We start from the raw sequence: 24707 nt of genomic DNA on the forward strand, positions 1-24707 counted from the left end.
CGCTGACGCTGACGCTGACGCTGACGCTGACGCTGACGCTGACGCTGACGCTGACGCTGACGCTGACGCTGACGCTGACGCTGACGCTGACGCTGACGCTGACGCTGACGCTGACGCTGACGCTGACGCGGATGCTGATGCGGATGCGGATGCGGACGCCGATGCGGATGCGGATGCGGATGCCGACGCGGATGCGGATGCGGATGCCGACGCTGATGCGGATGCCGACGCGGACGCTGATGCGGATGCCGACGCGGACGCCGATGCCGATGCGGATGCCGACGCGGACGCCGATGCCGATGCCGATGCGGACGCCGATGCCGATGCGGATGCCGACGCGGACGCCGATGCCGATGCGGATGCCGACGCTGATGCTGACGCTGACGCTGATGCTGACGCCGATGCCGATGCGGATGCCGATGCGGATGCGGATGCGGATGCCGATGCCGATGCGGATGCTGACGCCGATGCCGATGCGGATGCCGATGCGGATGCGGATGCGGATGCCGATGCTGATGCCGACGCGGATGCGGATGCCGATGCGGATGCCGATGCGGATGCCGATGCGGATGCCGATGCGGATGCCGATGCGGATGCCGATGCCGATGCGGATGCGGACGCCGATGCGGATGCCGATGCGGATGCCGATGCGGATGCCGATGCCGATGCGGATGCCGACGCTGATGCGGATGCCGACGCTGATGCAGATGCGGATGCGGATGCCGATGCGGATGCCGACGCGGACGCCGATGCCGATGCGGATGCCGATGCGGATGCCGACGCTGATGCTGACGCTGACGCTGATGCTGACGCTGACGCTGATGCTGACGCTGATGCGGATGCTGATGCTGATGCGGATGCCGATGCGGATGCGGACGCCGATGCGGATGCGGATGCGGATGCGGACGCCGATGCGGATGCGGATGCTGATGCGGATGCTGATGCGGATGCGGATGCTGACGCCGATGCCGATGCTGACGCCGACGCCGACGCGGATGCTGATGCTGATGCTGACGCTGACGCGGATGCTGATGCCGATGCTGACGCTGACGCTGATGCTGACGCCGATGCAGATGCCGACGCGGACGCTGATGCGGATGCGGATGCCGATGCGGATGCGGATGCTGACGCCGATGCGGATGCGGATGCGGATGCGGATGCCGATGCTGACGCTGACGCTGATGCTGACGCCGATGCCGATGCTGACGCCGACGCCGACGCCGACGCGGATGCTGACGCTGACGCGGATGCTGATGCGGATGCCGATGCTGACGCCGATGCTGATGCAGATGCAGATGCCGACGCGGACGCTGATGCGGATGCCGACGCCGATGCCGATGCGGATGCCGATGCGGATGCCGATGCCGATGCCGATGCGGATGCGGATGCGGACGCTGATGCGGATGCCGACGCGGATGCCGACGCCGATGCGGATGCAGATGCCGATGCAGATGCCGATGCAGATGCTGATGCGGATGCGGATGCCGACGCCGATGCGGATGCTGACGCCGATGCGGATGCCGATGCTGACGCTGATGCGGATGCTGACGCCGATGCTGATGCTGATGCGGATGCCGACGCTGATGCGGATGCCGACGCTGACGCTGATGCAGATGCTGATGCCGACGCCGATGCTGATGCGGACGCTGATGCCGACGCCGATGCTGATGCGGACGCTGATGCCGACGCCGATGCTGATGCTGATGCGGATGCCGACGCGGATGCCGACGCTGACGCTGACGCGGACGCCGATGCGGATGCGGATGCAGATGCTGATGCCGACGCTGATGCGGATGCTGACGCCGATAAAGATGATGACAATGATAACGATAACGATAATGACAACAATAACGATGGTAAGCCGGATCCAGTCACGAATCCAAAAGATGATGACAAGGATGCGGTAGTCGTACCGATTCCGATCACGACTAAACCGACACCACCGACGACTAGTGTCGTTCCGCCAGCCAAAACACCGATGTATTCGAAACCGGTCAGTCAGCCGCTTCCGAAACCAGTGGCTAAGAGTCTTCCGAATACGTCCGAAAACTTGTTCATGATTACGTTGTTGGGCATGATGGCGACATTAACTGGATTGTTTGCAAAGCTATTCCGACGTCGTCCACAAGACTGAGTCGACTAAAAAAGTGAATCGAATTGTAGCAGGGGCAAACCGTTCCTGCTGCAATTTCATCTTTTTAATAGGAGTGAGACGAGTGGATCAACTTATGCGAATTGAAGCGTTAGAGAAGAAATTGATAGAGCTGATGGAACAGGAATCCTCTGTTTATTACTTGAATCAACGTTTAACGGTCTTTGTTTCTTTAGGGAACCCGTTTGAGCGGGCACAAGTTCATACGTTTCGCGGCAAGCGATTGTCGACAATCTTTCAAAAAATCAAAATGCACTTATTGGAACGACCAAATCGTTATGAATGGATAAAAATTGATCTGGCGAAAAACTTTCAAATCTGTACGTTTGAAGAATTGAACGAACGTGTCGAGCAGACACGTAAAAACTATTTCCGACACGGTCTTGCATTCGATATGAAAATGCAATGCGCTTTTTTAGAGGAAGAGCTAAACGGGAATGCGATGTTGACACAAGATCCCGACCACCCGGAATTACGAATTAATTTAAAAAATATGACGCGTTACGTCGAATTGCAAAAACGATCCGTTCCACAAATGACGTTTCATCCACAAATGCGCTGTATCGTCTTTGAGACGATAAGTCTGTTCGAGGAAGAAGTTCCTGTCAGATTACGGACGTCTCTGCCGGCGGAAAAGATTCGCGAATATCCAAACCAACATTCATTAAATTCGGAAATTACATCGGTTGTTCGACAGGCCAGTCATTATTTGGCCGAACAAGTTCAAACGAACGGCCGGTTCATATACGGTTATTTTCCATGCTTCGATAAAAAGATTTCGTTTTACAACAGCTTACGTCATGCGAGTACGTTGTATTCGATGATTGAAGCGTATGAAATAACGCCAGACAAGGTTTTAAGGCAAGCGATTGATCGGGCGAAATTCTATTTGATTAATGAATTGATTGTCACGAAAAAAGACCGGGCGTATGTAGTGGACTGGGAGTCCAATGAAGTGAAGCTCGGAGCGAATGCGACGGCCTTGTTGGCACTGACACAATACATGAAGACTTTTCAGACGCAGGATGACCTCGAATTATGCCGGCAGCTCGCGACTGTCATTCTGGAGTTGCAACAAGAAGACGGGCATTTCCAGCATGTTCTGGCTTATCCGGAACTGACTGTAAAAGAAGCGTTCAGAATCGTTTATTACGAAGGAGAAGCGGCGTTTGCCCTGCTTCGCCTCTATGAGCAGGACCGCGATGAACGCTTTTTGACATCGGTCATTCGTGCCTTCGATTATTTTCTCGAAAGGGAGTACTGGAAATACCATGACCACTGGTTAAGCTACAGTATCAATGAATTGACGAAATACCGTCCGGAAGATCGGTACTACATGTTTGGTCTGCAAAATGTAGCACCGAAACTAAACTTCATCCATGACCGGGAAACGACATATCCGACGTTCCTCGAGTTGATGCTCGCGGCACGTCAGATGATTGGTCGGATGCACGATCAAGGACGGGGCGAGTTGTTAAACGATTTTCCGTCTAAACAACTGGAAGCGACGATTGAACGGCGGATGCATTATCAATTGAATGGTTTCTTTTATCCGGAAGTCGCCATGTATATGAAACGACCTGAACGGATTCTCGGTAGCTTTTATATCCGGCACCATTCTTTCCGGGTCCGGATCGATGATGTCGAGCATAATCTGTCCGGCTATTGTCAGGTGTTGCGTTCAAATCGTGAGGAGGTCGGGATGCCATGATACGAAAGGGTTCGACGATTTTATTGCTGTTCGGACTGGTCTTACTCGGATACGTCGGCTATCAAAAAATGATTGTCCGGCAAACGTTATCGGTTGAGCTGGAGAAAGCGAAAGAAGTGGTCGTGCAAGCGGAGGGGTCAACTGTTTCAAAGAAAGAGTCGGACAAGCCGAAATCGGATCAGACATCGAAAAAGGAACCGGACATCGTATTTACGCAGGGCGAGACGCTTGGATACCTGACGATTCAGACACTCGATATGGAACTGCCGCTGCTTGAAGGGGTGGATGAAGTGACACTGGCAAAAGGAGTCGGTCATCATCCGGATACCGCTTTTCCGGGGCAGGGCGACCGGATTTTCATCGCCGGTCATAACGATACGACCTTCTCAAAGATCAGCCAGCTTAAAGCAGGAGACGAAGTAGAGTTATATCTGGCGGACGGATCGTATCGTTACATCATGCGTTCGAGTGAAATCGTTGATTTTACGGATACGCGTGTGTTGGAAGCGACCGGTGAAGAATCGTTGGTCATTTCAACGTGTTATCCGTTTTATAACGTGACAGACAGTACGGAACGGTATTTGATCTATCTGGAACCGGTGAAGGAGGAGCTAGGATGACACGGATTGGTATATTACGTCTGAATGAGAAACCTCAGTTTCGCGATAAGATTGCGTGTGTCGTTGCGGCTTCGATGGGAATCGATACGTTTTTCTTTCGTCCGCAGGATATCGATTTTGAAAGTCGGATGATTCGGGGGCAACATTTCCTCGATGACGGTTGGCAGACAAGTTTCGATGAATTTCCGGATGTCATCTACAACCACTTGCCGCTCTCGACAGAACAGAAAGAAATCTTTACCCGGCTCGCGCAGGACATTCCATTTACGACCCACCGGATCGGCAACAAAAATGTCGTGTTAAAACGTTTGGCACAGGATGGCCGATTTCGGGAAAATTTGATTCCGATGTATCGGATTCGAAAAGGAGACGATCTGTTCCCGTTGCTTGAACAGTATGGACAGGTCATTTTTAAACCGGCAAACGGAAAGCAGGGACAGCGGATTTATACGATTGAGCCAGACGGGGACAATTCTTTTCAGTTTCATCATTTGCTTGAGAAAATGAATTATACAAAAGGAGAATTGATTGAACGCATCGAAGAAGAAACAAAGCGAAATCCAATAATCGTGCAACCATTTATCGCCTCGCAAACGATTCACGGGCATTCGTATTGCATGCGTGTTCATGTTGCGAAAGGAGCAGGCGGGAAATGGAAACTCGTGAAGTTTTTTCCCTTTGTCAGCAACAATAACCAAGAATCGGTCAGTCACTTAAGTCATGGTGCATTTTCGACGACGCGCATGGATATTTTCATGGAACAAAATTACCCGGATACACATCAAGACGTCACACGGAAAATCGTAGAATTTGCCCGTCGTTTTCCGGTCTACTTCGAGTCGTTTTATGCCTATCCATTGGATGCGCTCGGAATCGATGTTGGAATCGGAGCAGATGGGAATGTTTATATCTACGAAGTCAACAGTCTTCCGGGAACACGTTACGTGGAATTCCAAGCTGAGTATCTCGCGATTCAGTACTGTGACCATCTTGCGCGTCAACAGGTGTCACCGGCTGTGAATGGGTTGACAGCCGGGTGGATGAAAGAGCAGATCGAGGCTTAGAAAAGAGGATGATTGTGAAGACGTTTTTGTTTTATGTCATGACCACACTTCTCGTCATCGTCATTGTCGCTAAATTCATGGTGCCTCTTTTTAGTTGGTGGGAGCAGGAAGAACCATCCCCTGTTTCGGAAAAAGCACGGACGACCCTCCGGTTGGACGAAGGACAATTAAAACAATTTGACCGGGAAGACCGGGTTGGGGTGACTTATGAGATGGCGGGACTCAAGTTGAAGACGCTTGACGTCGCGCATCGTGATACGACACGTCAAACACCGCTCCTGCTGATTAATGTTCAAAAAGAAAAGCTGCTACAAGTCATGGGTGAACCGAACCGTTTACTCGCCATCACTGTCAAAATCACAAATCAGTCAGCGGATACGATTCAAATCATGCCGAAGATTGGTGAATATGAGACGAAAGGAAAAATCATTACGATTGCGGACCAATTCAATTCGTTGAATGGTTCCTATAAACCAGGGGAGTCACGGATTGGGATCGTCTTCATTCCATCGTCTCAAGTAAGGGTGACAGAGGGAAGGCTCAGCGTGTTTTATCAAACGATGTCCGGGGAAAAACAACTCCGGATTGCCTTAAATGAATGAACGACAAAAATCCCGTGCCAATCGAGGCACAGGATTTTTTTAATTCATCTTATTTTTGAACGGCACTGAACGCTTCTTCCGATTCGATCCCGGCTTTGTTGACAGCCGTGATGATGAAACGTCCGGTCGGATCTTTTGGTAACGGGAAGGCTTTTCGTTCGATTGATTCCGTCGAACCGAGTTTTTTCCGTTTTCCGTCCTGTTCTTGATAGACGTTATATGTGACGACTTCTTCATCCGTTGATGCGTACCAGTTTACGAAACCGCCGGACACGCGGACGTTCGTTGCTGGTTTGGGTGGTGTTTTCACAGGATCGGATGCCTTTTGATCCAGTTCGGTAAAGACTACGAGACGGTTGTCGTACGTCCCTTCATTTTCATCGTACGTCCCGATACAGGTGATCAAGTTCAGGTTGCGCCGATCAGAGGCACCAAAGATTTTTTCGAGTGGTGCATCAAGGTGACCGTACTCAACCAGTTTTTTGACACGGAAAACGAGGTTGCGTCCTGATTCATCCTTGATTTCGATTTTATCGCCTTTTTTTAGCTCATGCAGCTGATAAAAGACGGCAGGACCGGTCTTTGTATCGGTGTGCCCGTCAATGACGGCATTTCCGACATCACCCGGACGGGGGCCGAGTTTATACCACCCGACCTGTTGCTCGTTTTTAGGCGTTCCCATGGCGCCTTTTTTATCAAGACCCACCTGCTCGACATTCGTTTTGACATCCAGCTTACCGATGGCTAACGTTTTAGGGAGCTCGACTTCATTGGTTGAGAGATTCTTAAATTCTTTTTTAAAGATGGCTGACGGTTTAAGCGGGTCTTCCTTTGTCTCGGAAGATGTCGCGGCGTCCGTTTGTGTATCGCCCTGCGTAATATTCGTTTCCGGTTCGGTCGTATTTCCAATCAGTAGAAAAATTAACGTACCGATTGAAACGAGCATCAAGAGGATGCTGACCGGTAATAACCATTTTTTCAAGACACGTCACTCCTTTCCGAGACAAAGTCTCTTACACAGAAAAAGGATAGTGCCGAGGCGCTATCCTTTTTAGTATACCCGAAATCTTATGCGTTTTGACGTTTGCGTGCGAGGACGATTCCGGCTGCACCAAGTGCGAGACCGAAGAGTGCGATTGCACCAGTCGTTGCAGCTGTGTTGTTGTCGCTCATGCCGCCGTTACCTGTGTTCGGCATTGAGCCTGGTGTACCATCCATGAACTTCTCAGGTGATTGTTTGACGATTGCATCACCGAGGTTAGCTCCTACGCCGTACATGTAAGCGTATGACTCACGGAATGTGTCAACTGATCCTTTGTAGTCGCCTTCGACATACTGCATGAACGTATCTTGGACGTATGTCTCATGACCAGAGACCGCTTCTTGTGCTGCTTTTGTCGGAAGGTTTTCTTCCGTTGCTGCTCCGAGGAACGCACCGAAGTCATTTGAGAACATTTTAAGCATGTCTTGTGCGTCACCCATCAATTTCTTGTCGTCGTTGATGGCTGCTGTGACGAGGTTTGCTTGCGCTTCGATGTGGTTTTTTGTCCAGACTTGCTCGAATTGATCTGCACCCGCTTGGCCGTAGACCGATTTCATTGCCGCTTTGAAGTCAGCTGTGTGCATGTCTTCCGCCCAGTTCGCTGCATCATAGTCTTTCGCTTGATCGACGCCAGCTGTCATGCTGAGGTTCGCCAGTGCCACGTGCTCAGCTGCGAGGCTGTTGAGTGTTGACCGGAGGTCAGCGGCTTTTGTATCAGCTTTCGTGTTGTCGAATTTCTCAGGCATCTGTGTTGTGATCGCGACTGAGAGGGCTTTTGAGATATCATACATGCGGCTGTAACCTTCGCGGAACGTGTTGTACGATCCTTCGTAGTCACCGGCTGCATATTGTTGGAAGGTTTTGTAGACGTCTGCTTCATGGGCACGGAGGACTTCTTCCGCTGCTGCCTTCGGCAATTTACCTTCTGTTGCTGTATCGAGGAAGCTTGAGAGATCTTGGACGAACTCTTCTGTTTCAGCTTTCGATGCGTTGATGCCGTCCTGGTCGTCCGCTTTTACAGCTTTGACGAGATCCGTTGTGTATTTGTTGTGGTCAACGAAGATTTTTTCAAATTGTTTTGCGCCTTCGTCGCCGTAGACAGAAGCGATGGCCGGTGTCATGTCGAGTGCGTTCTGTTTAAGGGCTGCTTCGTAATACTCGGCATCTTTTGATCCGTCATACTGTTTTTTCATGTCCATGACGGCAAGCACGAAGTGCTCAGAGAGTAACTGATCGAGTGTGGCACGGAGGTCAGCGGCTTTTGTTTTAACCGTGACGTTCTTCGCGCTATCCTCATGTTTCATGTCGTCTCCGCCACCGGAAGCGAATGCTGCCGTTCCTGGTAATACGAGTGCTGCTGCCATTGCTGTTGCTGCGAATTTTTTCGTGTTTTTCATCTTGTCTCATCCTCTCAAATTTGGGTGATATCTACTTCGTATTTGGTAGTTGTTGTCTGTATCGTTCTGAACAGCATACGCACCCGGATTTTGTTTGGATTGAAAAATCGAAAAAAAATTTAAAAAAACAACGGATTGTCCTGTTTCTTCTATATATACGAAATACAGAACTTTTTTTACAAGTTCATCGTTTGTGCATGTTACACTTAAAAAAAGAACCGATTTGTAGCTAAACTGCAACTATTTAATACCAGGTACTAATATGCTATACTGTTCTTTAGACTGAACCAATGAAAGGTGATCAAAATGGTACAAAATCAAGCCGGAACGGACCAACCGACCCGTGAACGTCTGAAACGTAATCAACAGATCAAGAACGAACAGCAACAAGAGCAGGAACCGAAGCAGCGTAAAAAATTACGTCAGTATTCTTCACGCCGCGTTCCCATCCTTGTTCGTCTATTGATCATTGTTCTTCTTATTGTCCTTGCGTTAGTGATCGGAGCCATGGTTGGATATGCGACACTTGGTGGTGGCGAAGCGATGGATGTCCTCAAGCTCGACACATGGACCCGTATCACCGATTTTTGGACACAATCTTAAATTAACCAGTGATTGGAGCTGCGCTATATGTATACGATTGAACAAATCAAGGAAGTGATTCCACACCGTTATCCGTTTTTACTCGTCGACCGGATTTTAGAAGTCGAAGAAGGAAAACGGGCTGTCGGAATCAAAAATGTCACGGCAAATGAAGAGTTCTTCAATGGCCATTTCCCGGATTACAACGTCATGCCTGGTGTGTTGATTGTTGAGGCATTAGCGCAAGTCGGTGCCTTTGCTGTTCTGAAGATGGAACAGAACCAAGGCAAACTGGCCTTTTTTGCCGGTATTGAGAATTGTCGTTTCAAACGTCAGGTCGTTCCCGGTGACCAGCTCCGATTGGAAGTCGAACTGACGAAACTGCGTGGACCGATTGGTAAAGGGCGTGCCACAGCAACAGTCGATGGGGAAGTCGCCTGTACTGCTGAACTGACTTTCGCAATCAAGTGAATCCGTGATGAAGCGTTTGCTGATCCCCTTGGCAATCTCGCTGCTTGTCATTCCCGGTTGTCAGCGTGCTGATGAGGTGGAGACCGCTTCCCCAACGGTCATCATCGATCCTGTCACACGTGCCGGACAAACGGAAAATATCTCGGCTCAGATTTCAGCGACGGAAAACGATCGGATGCGTCTGACGATTCGGACGGCAAACGATATTCGGCTTGATGACCAACAGGTCGACATTCGACTCGATGTTGCGAATCAGTCCATTCCGTTCCCATTCGTTTCGTTTTCAGCGAAAAAAATGGGGGAAATCAGAACATATACGTCAGATACGACGATTGAAAAAGAAGTTTTTGATGAAAATCGTTTGCCGGTTTTGATCATCGATGCCGGCGCCGGACGTGGAATTGAAATTCCGCTTGAAGTTGTTCGTTAATTTAAAGGAACCATACGATAACCAGTTGTTCCCCGGTTATCGTATGGTTCTTTTTTTGTTTCCGTAAAAAATGGACATGAATTGTCCTTTTCTTCAAGGAATTTTAGAAATCCTGTGGTTTATTTTCCCTTTATTGTTTAAAATCTAGGTAACACATATTTTAGAATGGAGCGAAACCAAACATAATGCGAAAAATTGGAATGTACATAGCAGCGTGTCTGCTTGTCTTTGGTATCATCACACCGGTACAGGCAGAAACGATTTCCTCATGGGATGTTAAAGGAACGGGAACGAATCCCTATACGTTGACGTTCACGGGTGAAGGAATGGTCAATCTCGAATCCGAAACAGAGCTGGTCTTCGAAGACGGATTGACGGGACAAGCGATTGATATCGCAGAACATCCGACTGTCACCTTTACGGCAGAAACGGCACCTGTTGTAAACGTCACATCAACGGATCAAGCGAAGACGATTTTGATTGAATTTGGTCGTGAAGTCAAAGCGGAGCCGACACCGGAAGAACCTGTAACGACAGAACCGGAACCGGAAGAGAAACCAACACCGGAAGAACCGGCTACAGAAGAACCAATCAAAGAAGAACCAGTGAAAGAAGAATCGGTTAAAGAAGAGCCGATCAAGGAAGAACCAACGCCGGAAACAGAACCGGTCAAGGAAGAGCCGGTTCAATCCAAGACGGCAGTCATCAACGGAATCATCTGGTTTGACGAAAATGAAGATGGAATCCGCCAGGAAAAAGAAACACGCATCAGTGACGTCCCGGTGTACCTCTTAAATAAAAACTATGATGTCGTTGAAGAAGTTTATACGAAAGACGGTCTGTATACGTTTAAGGACATTAAGCCGGGAACGTATTACGTGGAAGTATACGGCATGGACATCGGGTACTACTATACGTCTCCTCAACACGAAGGAACGGATCCGACAATCGATTCGGATCTTGACGAAGAGGACTTGGCAAAAGTGAAACTTAAAGCAGGCGACATCGTTCAGGTGGATGCCGGTCTCTACGGTCTTGATGACGAAGAGATGGAAATGGCAAATCTGTTGATCGTAACGAACTTCCTCGATGCGAATAACGATCAGATTCCGGGCTACTCGGAGCAGACGATTCCTGCGACATATACGATAACGGATGCGATCACAGGGAAAGACGTGTATACGGAAGAAGTCGGCAAAGACGATGCGTTATCGATCGAGTTGACGCCAGGTACGTATACGGTGAAGACAGAAGTCGCAGCCGGATACACAGTCGAAGCGATTCACCATGTCTCGCTCGATGAGATGATGGATTCGTTCGAACTGACGAAAGCAGGAGCAGAAGCCCTTGCTGTCGGCATGGCGGATGAAGACGAAGAGGAATTCCCGGGATACGATGAATTCCTCAAACTGTTCAAACGAAAAGCTACAACGGATTCGGTCACCTTGACGGACGAAACGATGGGGTATTTCCTGCTTGCTGAAATCAAGAAGGCGAAACCGGTCGTTGAACCGAAACCAACACCGCAACCGACGAAGACATCGACGCAACCGGTTCAAGCTCCGGTTACGGAAGTCAAAGCGGACAATCCGGAGACAAGCGGCATGTCCGGTGAACGACTCCCGCAAGCAGGGGAAGAGAAACCGTTCCCATACGCAGCGACAGGAGCAGGACTGGCAGTTGTCGGACTCTGGTTATTATTACGACGCGCAGGATAAGTATGCCCCTCTGGACCATATCGGTTCGGAGGGTTTTTTGATGTGTGTATCTGTTGACACACACGCACACACGTGTGTATAGTGAAGGTATCAAATGAATCGGAAAGAGGGATCACGATGTTAACGACAAAACAGATCAGTGAATTGTTACGTGTATCAGAAGAGACGGTCCGCCGCTGGATCCGTACGGGAGAACTGCACGCAGAACAGGATGGTAAAGGCTATTTGGTCGACGAGCTCGCACTTAAACGTCTGGTCGACGAGAAGTCACAGATTCCAGGCAACGCGATGAACAAGGTTTTGCCAATCATCAACGACCTGTTTGGTCCGGAAGCGGCGAAGTTTGCCAAGTCGAATCTGTTTGACCCACTCCGTCAGTCGATGGATCAGTCAGCACCGCCACGTCCGGAAGCATCACCGGAATCGGTCGCAGAAGAACTGAGCCAACTGAAACGTAAAAAACGTCGCCTCGAACTCGAACACGAACTGAAGCTGCTTGAAATCGAAGAGAAGATTGCCGTTCTCGAACAAAAGGCGTCACGTCTTTAAGTTAAGGAAAAAACGATTCCGTCAACCGGAGTCGTTTTTTTTATGGATGGAAAGGCTCTGACAAGCAAACGAGTGCAGCTTCCGGATATGGCTGTGCGACAATGAAGGTATAATGAGTAGAGGAGTTGGAGAGATGTTCAAACGGGATGTCAAGAATCACTGGCAAGTGACCTATCAACAAAACGGCTACCCTCATGTGCAGCAGGGCTGGGTACTGCCACCGGACCGGAAAGACGAGTTTGATCCGTTTATCCTGATGGCGGAAGACTGGTTTAAGCGCGGGACCTTTTCCGATCATCCGCACCGTGGCTTTCAGACCATCACCTATGTCATCGACGGCCGGCTCGAACATATCGATAATCATGGCGGACATTCGATTTTAGACGCTGGGGACGTCCAGTACATGAACGCTGGTTGGGCAGCACGTCATGCGGAAGAAGCGGTTGATGACGACTTGATCCATACGTTGCAACTATGGCTTAATCTGCCGAAACGTTTGAAAGAAACAACGACATCGTATCAAAACGTTTTGCTCGAACAGGCGCCAACCGTGACGTTCGATGGGGGCAACGTCCGGGTTTATTCCGGTGACATTGCCGGCGTGACAGGACCACTCGACAGTCTCGTTCCGATTACGATGAGTGAGGTATCGCTCGCACCAGGGGCGACGTATCATCATGTCTTCCCGGCGAACCATAATGCCTTTTTATATGTTCTGGCCGGCGAACTGGAAGTCGGGACAAGCGAAACCCGACTTGCGAAGACGATGGCTGCGACGTTGACGTTTGACGAACAGGCAGCAGGTGATAGTTCACTTGCGTTAACTGCCGTCAGCCGGACGAAGGTCCTGATTTACTCCGGTCAGCCGATCCGGGAAGAAACGATTGCCTACGGACCGTTCGTCATGAATACGGAAGATGAGATCCGTCAGGCGTACCGGGATTACCATGACGGGAAATTCGGACCACCCGCTGTCTTGTAACAATAAAAAAACCAGTTCCGTCTAGCGGACTGGTCTTGTGTGATTGATAGGCGGACACCGCTCGACCTCAAGCTGAGGTAGAACCGGTCGTCCGTTTTTTCTTGCGGCGCCAAAACCAGTAGCCGAGTCCGAGTGTGATCGGGATAGCGGCCAGGTAAGGATTCGCTTCTAAATAACTGATGATCTCAAACAGCGCGAACCATCCACTGAGTAAACCGAGGATGAGTAAGATCGTCCGAATCGCTTCGGGAAGCTTGCGGATACGATATGCGAAGAGACATACGAGGCAAAAGATGATAATCGCCACGAGCATTCCTCCCATTCCCGTCTTCAGTATAGCGTATTCGAAAAGCTTTTTCGATGCACAAATCACTTTCGCTCCCGTATAGTGAAGACAGAGAAACTGATGGAGGATGTGATGAGATGCAAGTAACAGTAGTTGGCACGGGATATGTTGGTCTCGTAACCGCAATCGGATTAGCCGATGCGAAGCACGATGTGGTTTGTGTCGATTTAAATAAAGAACGAATGGAACTGTTATCGAAAGGAATTGTACCAATTACGGAAGAGGGAATTGAAGAAGCGTTACAGAAAAATCAAAGTCGTCTGACCTTTACGACCGAGTATCCAATTTCTGATTTGTACCTAATAGCTGTCGGAACACCGGAAGGGGCAGATGGCAGTTGTGATTTATCAGCCGTCGAAGCGGTCATTGCGTACATTCATTCCATTCAACCGGATGCAGCAATTGTATTAAAATCGACGATACCACCGGGAACGACGGAATCACTCCAAGGAAGGTATCCGTCCTTACGTTTTGCGATGGTACCGGAATTTCTCCGGGAGGGGACTGCTGTGCGAGATATGCGCAATCCGCACCGGGTCATCATCGGAACACACGATCAAGCATTAGCGGAGAGTCTGACCGACTTATTTAAAGCAAATGCACCAATCGTTCACGTTGATCCGACAACAGCCGAGTTGACGAAGTATGCAGCTAACAGCTTTTTGGCTGTCAAAATCAGTTTCATCAATGAGATTTCACGGTTGGCGGATATCGTCGGAGCCGACGTCGAGGACGTAGCCCATGGGATTGGTCTTGATCCGCGCATCGGTCCGGCTTTCTTAAAAGCCGGTGCCGGTTATGGTGGATCGTGTTTTCCAAAAGACATCGCAGCCTTGACGACACTGGCTCAAAGACAGGGAGAACATCTTCATGTCATTGAGGCAGCGGACCGGACGAATGAAGCGCAGCTCGAATATGTCCTTCAAAAAATCAATCCAAGACCAGGACTTCGGATTGCTTTATTGGGTTTATCCTTCAAACCGGGAACGGACGACCTACGTGATGCTCCGGCATTACGTCTGGCAGACCGTCTGACGAAACTGGGTGTCATCGTTACAGGCTATGATCCTGCAGCCAAAACCCTGCTCAATCAAAAAGAGACGATAGAAGAAGCGGTCGCAGGAGCTGAGGTAGCTGTCATCATGACGGAGTGGGATGAAATCAAGCATGTCACACCACGACAGCTGACGGATAACATGAAAACGGCCCGATTGATTGACGGCCGCAACTGTTGGGCATTCGTCGATGAACCGGGGGACGTCCAATACGAAGGGATTGGTCGTCCGGGTAAAACATTTTCGAACAATCCAACCTCTTGACCTGTCATATAGGGTGAGTCCATCAAGGATTCATCCTATTTTTAATGACAAAAGGAGAAGACGAATGAAAATCGATTATTTCAGCGTCATGCCAAGTGGTCCGAAAGGCGCACTGGAAACACACTGTTTGACGAATGGGAACTGGTACGAACGAATCAGCGAAGAATGGGAACGGGCCATCCATTATGGAGCCGGTCTGATCCGGATCAAGGACAAAGGAGCTGAATTACGGATTCCGATTGAATTCGGATTCGGTTACGTCTTACAGTACTTACGGCAGTTCGCAGCAGCCGAACGACATACGATTGACCGGGCGAGGCGGCATCTCCAGCAGCAACTCGAATGGATCGGACGTGGTCTTCCGATTCAATTGCGTCGCTTGGACGACATGATTGAGTTGACGGCAGATGCCGATCATCGATTTCACCGCGACGCTTTTTTAAAAGCGGTAGAACGAGCAAATCAGAATATATCTTGAGCGAAAAGCCGTCACGGATCGAAGCGTGATGGCTTTATTATATTTCAGAAAAATATTGACTTTAATGAAATTCTATATAAATGTAAGCGTTTTCTTAAAAAGGGATAGTTAGATTTTTAATTTCCATATACAACCTGTAAATATATTTTACTAGTTACTACTATTCACCTAATTTTTACAAAAAACCTATTGTCGTTAGTTTCTGAGTTTTGTATATTTGAGCTGTAGCTGAGTGACTCACTGATCTAGCAGTGAGACTTGGTGCAAACCTACGACATATGAAATGCCTTACTTATGAAGGCATTAAACAACGTTTTTCTGTTCATCCCAAACTGGATACATAATGTGTCACTGACGATCGTCTACTGAATAGGCGATGGATCGGCGTGTGAAACAGAACGTACTCCTCCCAAGAAGGCAGAGAATTCGTTGCATGTTTTAAAGTAAATATTTACAAATATTTTACTTTAAGTGTAGGTTATCTGGTTGGGATTGTTGCATTTAGTTTTGAAAGACAAGAGGAGGAATTGTAAACATGGCTTACACGAAAAAATCAAACAAATTGTACGCTGCTGCAGCTGCACTCGCAGTCACTGCATCTGTCGTTGCACCGGTTGCTGCTGACGCGGCAGCAAAGGTCTCTGTTAAATACATCGAACCAATCCTGATGAAGCATGCAGGTGGTTCAAAGTACGCGGTTAAGAAATTGATGTTGCCGACGAAAGTCAAAGTCAAGCTGACAAACGGCAAATACGAAATGCGTTCTGTAAAATGGAACGGCTCGGTTAAGTTTGAAGCGAAGTACATCAACAAGTATCAAGTGCTTTACGGTACAGTTGCCGGCACTTCGAAAAAAGCCGTCCTCAAAGTAGAACTTCAGAACTATGTCGTTGATATCCTCGAACCAGTCCTCGAACCAGTTGCCGTCGGAGGAAAAGTTGTTCTTCCGAGCACAATCAGCATCCGTTATAAATCAGGCATCATCGTGAAACGCCCGATCAGCAAGTTCAACATCAAAACACCGGATACTTCAAAAGCCGGCAAATATAAAATTGCTTACACATACAAAGGTGCGAACTCTGTCGTGACAGGTTCGATCAACTATGAAGTGAAAGCAGCAATGATCTCAAACGTCATGGGAAGCGTCGATGATCAGACACTTTCTGTTAAAGCAGACGTCATGTACCCTGCTGTGGGCGCAATGGCTGAACTCTTGATCTACCCAGGAAAAGATATGACGAAAGCACCGATCGTCGTCAAAGGATCTCTTTCTAAAGGGAAATTCATGGCGTCGCAAGGCGGCATTCCTGAAGGCACACATAGCTATGTCGTCAAAGTCGGCGATGTGAAATCAGCTGCAATGGACTTCACGATTGCAAACACAGTTCTTGCTTCAGCAAAAGCACTCGGCAAAGAAAAAGTTGAAGTTTCATTCTCACGTGCAGTTGATTCTGTCATGGCAGACAACTTCAAAATCGCAGGTGCAACAGTCAAGTCAGCAACACTCAGTGCCGACAAGAAATCAGCAGTCCTCGAAGTCGAAGGCCTCGAGTACGGCATGGATTACACAGTTGATGCGAAAGGCATCATGATTGGCGGCGTAGCCAAAGATCTTGGTTCACTCAGCTTCATGACACAAAGTGTTGAAAACATTTGGATGCTTGAAGTCACGCCAAAAGCGTCTTCAATCCTCGCAAACGGATCGGACAACACGGAAGTGACATTCTCGCTCAAAAACAAAGCAACTGGTGAAGTAGATATGAAAGCAGACGATATCGTCTTGAAATTATCGACATCATTCGGTTCACTCGCCAAAGAGCGTGTTACAATCCAAGACGGTAAAGCGACAGTCCTCCTCACTTCAGAGTTCAGCAACACGGACCTTGAAGCGACAATCGATGCGCAAATCATCGAGACAGTCAATGGTGAGTACAAAGACTTAATCGGTAAAATCGATGGACAAGCAAAAGTGAAGTTCAGCACAGTCATGGTCACACCGGCTCCGGTTGAGATGATCAATGTCCTTGCAGCTGAATCGAACCAAGCGGATCGCGTGACGATTTTCCTCGACAAAGCCGTTTCACGTGAATTATTACTCAAATCATTTGGGCTTGATAAAAAGCTTCCAACTGTAGATGAGAGCGAGTATATGGCGAACGACAACATCCAAATCGAACAATTCGATGGGATGAAACGTGTTATCGGAATCAAATCGATTCCTTCAAATCCGAAAGCCTTCGAAGTCATCTTGGACAAAGAAACACCACTCCAAGACAACGCGACGGTCAAAGTCCTTGCGAAAATCACAAGCAGCACGGATACAGAAGTCAAATCAAAAGCGAGCTTCAAATTGACGGATGCACGTCAACCTGAAGTCACGTCTGTTAAACCGGTCGGCCTGAACCAACTCGAAGTGAAATTCTCAGAAGCAATCGCGGATGCGAAGTTCAAAATCGACGGTCAGTTCGGCGAGAAATACTTTGATGTCGAATACCTCGGCTTCGACAACAAAGAAGGTGTCGACCGCCGCGATACAGTCATCATCACGTTAAACGATGAGCAGATGATGGCAGCTGTCAAAGCAGAAGAAGCTTACCCAGGACCGAAAAAAGGTTACTTCACACCAGGTAAACACTCACTCCAGATTTGGGATGCAATGGACTTCGCGGCCCTCTCAGATGAGTCGAATATCGGAACAACACAAAACCTCGACTTCACGGTTGCGGCAGATACAGTTAAACCGACAGCTGGCGTCGTAGTTGAGTCACCTGAACAATTCCGGATCATGTTCAGCAAACAACTCAAAAATCTTGATCTTGATGCAGTCAAAGGATTGCTTGCTTCAGGAAAACTGAAACTTGAGAGCTACAACTCAGGTACGAAAGTGTATGAAGACTTCAGCCAATATGCTGACGTCACATACTACAACGAAGAGACGGGCGAAGTACTTCTCGAGCTCAACAAAGACTGGACGGAAATCTACGATACAGTCAACACGAAAGAAAACTATTACAACGGCAAGTTCAAAATCACACTTGCTAAAGATGCAGTCAAAGCAGAAGCGAACGGCGAGAAAAACGATGCGTTGTCACTTGACCTGAACTACGCTGGTTCACCGCTCAACTCTCCTGATCTGAAGAGTGCTGAAATCAATGCCATCGACCGCATCCTTCTCTCGAATGACTTTAACGTCATGATGAGCGAACCGGTTAAATTACGTGGTCTTGATCAGTCGGATACACCACTCATCAATGCAGAAGGCACGGTCTTACCGCCGAAAACAACAGTTGAGTTCATTGGTAAAGACAAAAACGGTAAAATCGTTACAGTCGACGGTTCAGTCGTTGGTTATACAAACAGTTCAGATACGAACTTCCGCGTCAAAGCGAACGAGAGCATCCAGTACCTCGTCGACAAAGAAGGATACGGCGAAGAGTGGAAAGTTGTCGTCAAGTCACTTTCTGACGATGTCGGAAACACAGTTGCGACGGCATCTCACGACTTCAAAGTTTCGAAAACACCAGTTACTCCGGTGGTTTCTCCATTCGAAATCGTTAAAGTCACAGCAAATGACAAAAACGAAAAAGACGTCATCCGCGTCAAGTTCTCGGAAGGTGTTCAGTACTCAGGTATGTACGATGCAACAAGTACAGCTCAGTACACACTAAACGGCAAAAACTTGCCGGTCGGCACAAGCATCTCGCTTGCTGACTCAGATGACGACATCACAAACGGTCTCGACATCGTTAAGATCAAAGTGCCAGCAGGTACACTCAAAACATTGTCGAACGTCATCACGGTCAACAAAGAGCTTCAGTCATATGACAACTCTGTCTTGACTGGCGGTTACGAGAAAGCAGTTCTTCTCGGATTAAACTAATCCCCTTGAACACCTTTTGTCCAGAAATGGATGAAAGGTGTTTTTTCGTGCATTCCAAATTAATTTAAACGAATCAGGTAAATGATTTTCAATATTCCACATTATCCCAATATTATCGGGTACATAGGAGTATGTACCTAAGACAAATAGAGGAGTGGCGGAATGAAACGAATCATTTCAGGTGGTCTGGCACTGAGCATGTTGATGGGATTTGGATTAAACGGAGAAGCAGTCGATCAGCAAAAACCGGTCAGTCGTCAGCAAATCAATCAAGCAAAAGCATTTCCGACGTTCCATGGCAGTTATGTCGGTGCACCACTGAAAGGACGTTTTGATGAGGATGGACTGGATATTTGGTATCTGGACGCGAAGGACTTTGTCGCGGACGGGACGCATCTCGAGTTTAATCTTGATTGGGATATCTACGGGACGATGTTTACGAGCAAGGCCGACGCCGATGCCGGACGTGTCTACAACCGCTATTTCCAACGCAATGACGAAACGATGTATTTCCCGCTCAGTTGGAGCGGACGGCAGTATCTGATTTTAGAAGGGTATCCGGGGGATACGTACTCTGTTCCGTTCAGTGTCTCACGCTACGAACCGATTGATCTGACGCGTAGTACATCTGTCCAAGCCAAAACGACGACAGCACTGATCGTTCAAACGAAAGCCGGCATGGTGCGGGGCAGCAGTCTCGGGGCAACGAGCGTTCAAGCGTTGGCACCGGAACTCCGCCTTGAAAAATTGACCTACCGATCGGTGGCGGAAGCAACACAAGCGAAACGAAAACTCGAACAATCACGTGCGACGGCGTATGTTGAATACGATACACCAATCAAAGCGTTTGGTGCCGATGCGTTTAAGAAACATCAATGGTCACTCCTCAACACGGGTCAGAAAAAAGGTGTCAAAGGAGCTGACATCGGTCTGACGGCGATGCAAAAACGGATCGCGAAAAAGAAACAAGCGACGACACTCGTTGCCGTCATCGATTCCGGTGTTAATCCGAGTTACGCCGATTTTGCCGGGAAGGTCCGGATGGATCTCGGTTATGATTTCGTCAATCGTTCGAAGACGGCTTGGGATGATCATGGTCACGGTTCACATGTCGCCGGTGTCATCGCAGCCGGCAGTGACAATACGTACGGGATGACGGGCATTAATGCGAAAGCATCGATCATCCCGATCAAAGTCCTGGATGAGAATGGGGCCGGTTATACATCGGATCTCGTCAGTGGGATCAATCATGCGGTCAAAAAAGGCGCAAAGGTCATCAACCTCAGTCTCGGTGGTGACACGTCATCGAAATCGGTCGAGTCAGCCTTTGCCTATGCGAAAAGTAAAAACGTCTTGGTCGTCGCCGCATCCGGTAATGCCGGCAAAAAGACGGTCGCTTATCCGGCACGTTCGAAGTATGTCTTTTCGGTCGGTGCGACCGGTCGGACCGATAAACGAGCCTCGTTCTCGAACTACGGGACAGGACTCGATCTCGTCGCACCGGGTGTCGAGATTCCAAGTTATTTGGCGGACGGAGAAATGGCCTTTGCAAGTGGAACCTCGATGGCAGCACCGCATGTTGCGGCTGTCGCCAGTGTCCTATACAGTCTTAAACCGACGATTAAAGCGTCGGACGTCGAAAGTTTTCTTAAGAAATCCGCCAAGGATCTCGGGACGAAAGGGTACGATACGACGTACGGTTACGGTCGACTGAATGCCGATCGAGCAACGAGCTATATTAAATAAAGCGACATGGTGAATCCAATCAATATGGGATTCACCTTTTTTAATGAAGTGCTTCAAAAACAGAGGAAAAAAACCGATAAAAAGACGAAAAATAGGTGTTTGTCATAATTTTTTCCATTATACTGGATGAATAGGACAAAAGGCGGATAAAGGAGTGGAGAAATGAAAAAGTGGTTAGTCGGTTTGACGGTTTTCGGTTTGCTCGGAACGATGGTCCCGGTTCAGACGGATGCAGCAGGAACGGGAGCTAGGAAGTTGCCGGTACTGGATACAAAAACAAAAAAAGCATACATCAAAGGAACGTTTAACAGTAAAGGGAAAGCGTTGTTCTACTTTGATACAAAAACGTATCTGACGGGCGGGACACACTTGAAGTTTGCGGCGGACGCGACGGAAGCCGTGACAGTCTATGAGTCACAAACGGACTATCAAAAACAACTGGTCTATGAACGTTACGCGGAAGTCAGTGATCAATCGTTGATCTTTCCACTCAGTTGGAGCGGGCGTCAGTACATAGAAATCGAAGGGAAGAAAAATACGGCATTTGTCGTTCCGTTTAAACTTGAACGGTTTGAGCCGATGCGTGAACAACTGGCAAAAGCCAGCACGTCGGCAAAGGCAAGCAGTCTCGTCGTCAAAGTAACAGGAACGACGAGTCAGGCGATGCAATTGTTTGAGAAAACAGACGCCGTTAAACGGGAGACGATTGACGCCGGACTGAAGCTTGAGAAATTCACGTACCGGACAGTCATGCAGGCACTTGCTGCCAAACGCCAACTCGAACAAACACGGGGTGTCGCCTATGTCGAACTCGACAGTCAAATGCGGGGACTCGGTGGCGATGTGTTCAAATCGTACCAGTGGTCACTGAATAATACCGGTCAACGTGGTGGTGTCAAAGGGGCCGATATTAATTTTGATGCGATGAAGAAGCGGATTGCTTCGAAAAAACAATCGACGGTTCTTGTCGCAGTCATCGATACCGGCATCAATCCGACGTATGCTGATTTTGCCGGACGCGTCCGGATGGACCTTGGCTATGATTTCGTCAACCGGCAACGACTCGCGATCGATGATCACGGACACGGTTCGCACGTCGCTGGTGTCATTGCAGCGAACAGCAACAATACGTACGGCATGTCCGGGATCAATGCCAAAGCATCAATCATTCCGATCAAAGTGTTGAGCGAAGACAACTACGGTTCCAACTCGAACATCGCCAAAGGCATCATGCATGCGGTGAAAAACAAAGCCAAAGTCATCAACATGAGCATCGGCGGTGGCTTCTCATCACGAGCGATTGAAGATGCGCTCGCGTATGCGAAAAAACAAGGTGTTCTTGTCGTCGTCGCGTCCGGAAACGACGGGACAAACAAGTTGTCGTATCCGGCACGATCGCAGTATGCCTTCTCGGTCGGTTCCTCCAACCGGTTCGACAAACGATCGGCTTTCTCGAACTACGGCGAGGGACTCGATCTGATTGCACCGGGACAAGACATTCCGAGTTACCTCAGTGACGGTGAGTCGGCTTTCTGGAGCGGGACGTCGATGGCAGCACCGCATGTGGCGGGTGTCGCGAGTCTTCTCTACAGCTTAAAACCGGCGATCAAAGCATCAGAGGTCGAAAGCATTCTCAAGAAATCAGCACAAGACCTTGGGAAAAAGGGTTATGACACGTCGTACGGATACGGTCGACTGGATGCCGACCGGGCCGTCCAACTATTACGTTAAACAGATAGTTTGAATCAACCAATACCTTTTAGAAAAGAGCGAAAACACATGACAACAACATTTGGTAAATTGACAATCGCGGCGATTTTGGCCGGTTCAACATTAATAGCAGGAACAGCACAAGCGGCAACAAAAGAAGAAATCCAAGCGACGACGCAATTCGAAGCCTTGAAAACAGGGATGACAATGGAACAAGTCGCCAAAGTACTTTACGGAAAAAGCTATAAAACACAGTTAACGAAAAAAGACGGATCGACAATGTTGAAGAAAAAACCAGAGTACGCAGATAAAGAAGACGGTCAAAAGTTTGCGGCGTACGACTTCTATGACACGAAAGCGAAAGTTCCTCCGACCTATACGGAGCTGTCATTCGCGACAAAAAGTAAGGATTCGGTCTACCGTCTGACTTCAAAAATGATCAGCATCACGGCGAAGACGAAAATCGGCGTCCGGGAAAGTAAGATGCAGCTGACGAAAGGTGCCAAGTTGACAGAAGGCATGACAGAAAAACAGCTCGATGCCGTTTTGACGGGTAAAGGACTTGGCGAATGGATGGACTGGGGACACTATGATTATTCAACGGTCGCTTCAAAAGCAGACATCAAGTTGGGGCTTGCCGATCCAATCATGATGAAGTCATATGTCTTCCAGACGACGGATCCGAAAAAACGTATGTTCGTCAGCATGGACTATAACTTCAAGAAAAAAATCTACGAAGTCTTTATGTATGAACGCGTATCTGCAGAAGAATCCTTGCTGTAATCCTCAGAAGAACTTGCCACTTGGCGAGTTCTTCTTTTCATATTTTTCCGTTTTTTACAAATTCAATTAATTTTTAGGTATACTCGACTGTAAAGTGACTTTTGTTCGACCGATAACAACAGGAACTCAAATGATTTACATAATGAAAAGAAGAACGAGAAGGAAGGAACGTGAAGACGTGGAACGTGTCAAAAAGAAACGAAAAGCAAAAAAGCGGTTCACCCCGCTTAAAATCATGCTATTGATTGCCTTAGTACTCATCATTGGAGTAGGAGGATTCGTCGGTTATACGTATTATCAAGTCGATCAAACCGTCAAAAAAATCCAATCCCCGGTTAAAAATACCGGCGACAAAATCATTGAAAAGCAGAAACCGGTGTCTGTTCTATTACTCGGGGTCGATCAACGTCCAGGTGAGCAGGGGCGAAGCGATTCGATTATGGTCATGACCTTAAATCCGACCCGCAATGAAAGTCGTCTGATCAGTATTCCACGGGATACGAAAGTTGAGATCGTCGGTCGCGAAACAAACGATAAAATCAACCACGCCTATTCATTTGGAGGACCGGAGATGGCAATCAAGACGGTCGAGCAATTTCTTGATATTCCAATCAATTACTACGCGGAAATCAATATGGAAGGTTTCACGTCGCTTGTTGACGCGGTCGGCGGGGTGACGGTTAATAACGATATTGACTTTAATGCAGATGGGACGCAGTTCTCGGTTGGGAAGATTAATCTCAACGGTGACGCGGCACTTAAATACACACGGATGCGTTATGAAGATCCGCGTGGAGATTTTGGCCGTCAGATGCGGCAGCGTGACGTGATTGCACAAGTGGTCTCAAAATTATCTTCCGATGTATCCGTCAGTAAATTCAATGCCATCATGGATGTTGTCGGAGAAAATGCACAGACGAATGTCTCATTCAAACCGATGCAGACACTGGCATTTGATTACATGGATGCCTTTAAAAATCAGGAAAACTTAAAGCTCGAAGGAGCAGGTGGAAAAGAAGCAGATGGCATTTATTACTGGCATCCGACAGAAGATTCACTGAGCCAGACGAAAACAGCGTTACGTTATTCACTTGATCTGAATTAAGTTATAAAACAAGAGAGCCA

22 protein-coding genes are annotated in these 24707 nt (G+C 48.3%); 18 read left to right on the plus strand and 4 right to left on the minus strand.

Annotated features, from left to right (window positions below):
* A partial coding sequence (locus R7V76_RS16755; protein WP_440137054.1) for a DUF2715 domain-containing protein occupies window positions 1-2038 on the minus strand: 2038 nt, incomplete at its 3' end.
* On the opposite strand from R7V76_RS16755, the gene R7V76_RS14190 reads away from it, so the two are divergent.
* The 5 genes from R7V76_RS14190 to R7V76_RS14210 all read left to right on the plus strand — a co-directional run bounded on the left by R7V76_RS14190 (window position 1979) and on the right by R7V76_RS14210 (window position 6149).
* Window positions 1979-2134: an LPXTG cell wall anchor domain-containing protein gene (locus tag R7V76_RS14190; protein ID WP_318093445.1), complete on the plus strand. Its 156-nt coding sequence runs from the start codon at window positions 1979-1981 to the stop codon at window positions 2132-2134. The genes R7V76_RS16755 and R7V76_RS14190 overlap by 60 nt on opposite strands.
* 82 nt (window positions 2135-2216) lie before the next feature.
* Window positions 2217-3863: a poly(glycerol-phosphate) alpha-glucosyltransferase gene (locus tag R7V76_RS14195; protein WP_318093375.1), complete on the plus strand. Its 1647-nt coding sequence runs from the start codon at window positions 2217-2219 to the stop codon at window positions 3861-3863.
* The gene (locus R7V76_RS14200) at window positions 3860-4483 is read left to right on the plus strand and encodes a class D sortase (RefSeq protein WP_318093377.1); all 624 of its coding nucleotides are present in this window, start codon (window positions 3860-3862) and stop codon (window positions 4481-4483) included. Before R7V76_RS14195 ends, R7V76_RS14200 begins: the two co-directional genes overlap by 4 nt.
* Window positions 4480-5547: a YheC/YheD family protein gene (locus R7V76_RS14205; protein ID WP_318093379.1), complete on the plus strand. Its 1068-nt coding sequence runs from the start codon at window positions 4480-4482 to the stop codon at window positions 5545-5547. Before R7V76_RS14200 ends, R7V76_RS14205 begins: the two co-directional genes overlap by 4 nt.
* Before the next feature lie 8 nt (window positions 5548-5555).
* Window positions 5556-6149, plus strand: a complete 594-nt coding sequence (locus R7V76_RS14210; RefSeq protein ID WP_318093381.1) for a hypothetical protein — start codon at window positions 5556-5558, stop codon at window positions 6147-6149.
* A 49-nt stretch (window positions 6150-6198) separates the two neighbouring features.
* Here the strand turns inward: R7V76_RS14210 and R7V76_RS14215 are convergent, their stop codons facing one another.
* Together R7V76_RS14215 and R7V76_RS14220 are read right to left on the minus strand one after the other, a co-directional pair.
* Window positions 6199-7131 (minus strand): class F sortase, encoded by a 933-nt coding sequence (locus R7V76_RS14215; protein WP_318093382.1) that lies wholly within the window; start codon window positions 7129-7131, stop codon window positions 6199-6201.
* 86 nt (window positions 7132-7217) lie between these two features.
* Window positions 7218-8588 carry a copper amine oxidase gene (locus R7V76_RS14220; protein ID WP_318093384.1) on the minus strand — a complete coding sequence of 457 codons (1371 nt, stop codon included), beginning with the start codon at window positions 8586-8588 and terminating at the stop codon, window positions 7218-7220.
* Between the two features lie 306 nt (window positions 8589-8894).
* Here R7V76_RS14220 and R7V76_RS14225 point away from each other — a divergent pair, with 306 nt between their 5' ends.
* From R7V76_RS14225 to R7V76_RS14250, 6 genes are all read left to right on the plus strand, one after another.
* On the plus strand, window positions 8895-9191 hold the full coding sequence (locus tag R7V76_RS14225; protein ID WP_318093444.1) for a DNA-directed RNA polymerase subunit beta: 297 nt from the start codon (window positions 8895-8897) through the stop codon (window positions 9189-9191).
* A gap of 27 nt (window positions 9192-9218) precedes the next feature.
* Entirely contained in the window at window positions 9219-9641 is a 423-nt protein-coding gene (gene fabZ, locus R7V76_RS14230) for a 3-hydroxyacyl-ACP dehydratase FabZ (protein WP_012371522.1), read from the plus strand.
* Between the two features lie 7 nt (window positions 9642-9648).
* Window positions 9649-10071, plus strand: coding sequence for a hypothetical protein (locus R7V76_RS14235; protein ID WP_318093387.1), 423 nt, complete (start codon window positions 9649-9651; stop codon window positions 10069-10071).
* Between the two features lie 185 nt (window positions 10072-10256).
* Window positions 10257-11789: an SdrD B-like domain-containing protein gene (locus R7V76_RS14240; protein WP_318093389.1), complete on the plus strand. Its 1533-nt coding sequence runs from the start codon at window positions 10257-10259 to the stop codon at window positions 11787-11789.
* A 117-nt stretch (window positions 11790-11906) separates the two neighbouring features.
* Window positions 11907-12338, plus strand: a complete 432-nt coding sequence (locus tag R7V76_RS14245; protein ID WP_012371518.1) for a helix-turn-helix domain-containing protein — start codon at window positions 11907-11909, stop codon at window positions 12336-12338.
* A 133-nt stretch (window positions 12339-12471) separates the two neighbouring features.
* A complete protein-coding gene (locus tag R7V76_RS14250) occupies window positions 12472-13320 on the plus strand; it encodes a pirin family protein (protein WP_318093392.1) in 849 nt (282 codons plus the stop codon).
* Between the two features lie 67 nt (window positions 13321-13387).
* On the opposite strand, the gene R7V76_RS14255 is transcribed toward R7V76_RS14250, so the two are convergent.
* Window positions 13388-13633 (minus strand): hypothetical protein, encoded by a 246-nt coding sequence (locus R7V76_RS14255; RefSeq protein WP_318093394.1) that lies wholly within the window; start codon window positions 13631-13633, stop codon window positions 13388-13390.
* Window positions 13634-13743: 110 nt separating this feature from the next.
* Between R7V76_RS14255 and R7V76_RS14260 the strand changes: the two genes are divergently transcribed.
* From R7V76_RS14260 to R7V76_RS14290, 7 genes are all read left to right on the plus strand, one after another.
* Window positions 13744-14985: a UDP-glucose dehydrogenase family protein gene (locus tag R7V76_RS14260; RefSeq protein ID WP_318093396.1), complete on the plus strand. Its 1242-nt coding sequence runs from the start codon at window positions 13744-13746 to the stop codon at window positions 14983-14985.
* A gap of 64 nt (window positions 14986-15049) precedes the next feature.
* Window positions 15050-15463, plus strand: coding sequence for a hypothetical protein (locus R7V76_RS14265; protein WP_318093398.1), 414 nt, complete (start codon window positions 15050-15052; stop codon window positions 15461-15463).
* Window positions 15464-15998: 535 nt separating this feature from the next.
* On the plus strand, window positions 15999-19343 hold the full coding sequence (locus R7V76_RS14270) for a hypothetical protein (protein ID WP_318093400.1): 3345 nt from the start codon (window positions 15999-16001) through the stop codon (window positions 19341-19343).
* A 162-nt stretch (window positions 19344-19505) separates the two neighbouring features.
* Window positions 19506-21089, plus strand: a complete 1584-nt coding sequence (locus tag R7V76_RS14275) for a S8 family peptidase (RefSeq protein ID WP_318093402.1) — start codon at window positions 19506-19508, stop codon at window positions 21087-21089.
* Window positions 21090-21251: 162 nt separating this feature from the next.
* Window positions 21252-22820: a S8 family peptidase gene (locus R7V76_RS14280; protein WP_318093403.1), complete on the plus strand. Its 1569-nt coding sequence runs from the start codon at window positions 21252-21254 to the stop codon at window positions 22818-22820.
* Between the two features lie 48 nt (window positions 22821-22868).
* On the plus strand, window positions 22869-23582 hold the full coding sequence (locus R7V76_RS14285) for a hypothetical protein (protein WP_318093405.1): 714 nt from the start codon (window positions 22869-22871) through the stop codon (window positions 23580-23582).
* Between the two features lie 178 nt (window positions 23583-23760).
* Complete coding sequence (locus tag R7V76_RS14290) at window positions 23761-24687, plus strand: LCP family glycopolymer transferase (protein ID WP_318093407.1); 927 nt, start codon at window positions 23761-23763, stop codon at window positions 24685-24687.
* Window positions 24688-24707 lie beyond the last annotated feature (20 nt).

The organism is Exiguobacterium artemiae (assembly GCF_033342815.1).
GTDB lineage: Bacteria > Bacillota > Bacilli > Exiguobacteriales > Exiguobacteriaceae > Exiguobacterium_A > Exiguobacterium_A artemiae_A.

What these genes read in the sequence shown, in the direction of transcription:
- R7V76_RS14235 (WP_318093387.1), top strand. Translation starts at nt 9,649, where the DNA reads ATGAAGCGTTTGCTGATCCCCTTGGCAATCTCGCTGCTTGTCATTCCC.
- fabZ (WP_012371522.1), top strand. Translation starts at nt 9,219, where the DNA reads ATGTATACGATTGAACAAATCAAGGAAGTGATTCCACACCGTTATCCG.
- R7V76_RS14265 (WP_318093398.1), top strand. Translation starts at nt 15,050, where the DNA reads ATGAAAATCGATTATTTCAGCGTCATGCCAAGTGGTCCGAAAGGCGCA.
- R7V76_RS14190 (WP_318093445.1), top strand. Translation starts at nt 1,979, where the DNA reads ATGTATTCGAAACCGGTCAGTCAGCCGCTTCCGAAACCAGTGGCTAAG.
- R7V76_RS14200 (WP_318093377.1), top strand. Translation starts at nt 3,860, where the DNA reads ATGATACGAAAGGGTTCGACGATTTTATTGCTGTTCGGACTGGTCTTA.
- R7V76_RS14285 (WP_318093405.1), top strand. Translation starts at nt 22,869, where the DNA reads ATGACAACAACATTTGGTAAATTGACAATCGCGGCGATTTTGGCCGGT.
- R7V76_RS14225 (WP_318093444.1), top strand. Translation starts at nt 8,895, where the DNA reads ATGGTACAAAATCAAGCCGGAACGGACCAACCGACCCGTGAACGTCTG.
- R7V76_RS14260 (WP_318093396.1), top strand. Translation starts at nt 13,744, where the DNA reads ATGCAAGTAACAGTAGTTGGCACGGGATATGTTGGTCTCGTAACCGCA.
- R7V76_RS14220 (WP_318093384.1), bottom strand. Translation starts at nt 8,588, where the DNA reads ATGAAAAACACGAAAAAATTCGCAGCAACAGCAATGGCAGCAGCACTC.
- R7V76_RS14245 (WP_012371518.1), top strand. Translation starts at nt 11,907, where the DNA reads ATGTTAACGACAAAACAGATCAGTGAATTGTTACGTGTATCAGAAGAG.
- R7V76_RS14270 (WP_318093400.1), top strand. Translation starts at nt 15,999, where the DNA reads ATGGCTTACACGAAAAAATCAAACAAATTGTACGCTGCTGCAGCTGCA.
- R7V76_RS14255 (WP_318093394.1), bottom strand. Translation starts at nt 13,633, where the DNA reads ATGCTCGTGGCGATTATCATCTTTTGCCTCGTATGTCTCTTCGCATAT.
- R7V76_RS14210 (WP_318093381.1), top strand. Translation starts at nt 5,556, where the DNA reads ATGATTGTGAAGACGTTTTTGTTTTATGTCATGACCACACTTCTCGTC.
- R7V76_RS14250 (WP_318093392.1), top strand. Translation starts at nt 12,472, where the DNA reads ATGTTCAAACGGGATGTCAAGAATCACTGGCAAGTGACCTATCAACAA.
- R7V76_RS14240 (WP_318093389.1), top strand. Translation starts at nt 10,257, where the DNA reads ATGCGAAAAATTGGAATGTACATAGCAGCGTGTCTGCTTGTCTTTGGT.
- R7V76_RS14280 (WP_318093403.1), top strand. Translation starts at nt 21,252, where the DNA reads ATGAAAAAGTGGTTAGTCGGTTTGACGGTTTTCGGTTTGCTCGGAACG.
- R7V76_RS14205 (WP_318093379.1), top strand. Translation starts at nt 4,480, where the DNA reads ATGACACGGATTGGTATATTACGTCTGAATGAGAAACCTCAGTTTCGC.
- R7V76_RS14275 (WP_318093402.1), top strand. Translation starts at nt 19,506, where the DNA reads ATGAAACGAATCATTTCAGGTGGTCTGGCACTGAGCATGTTGATGGGA.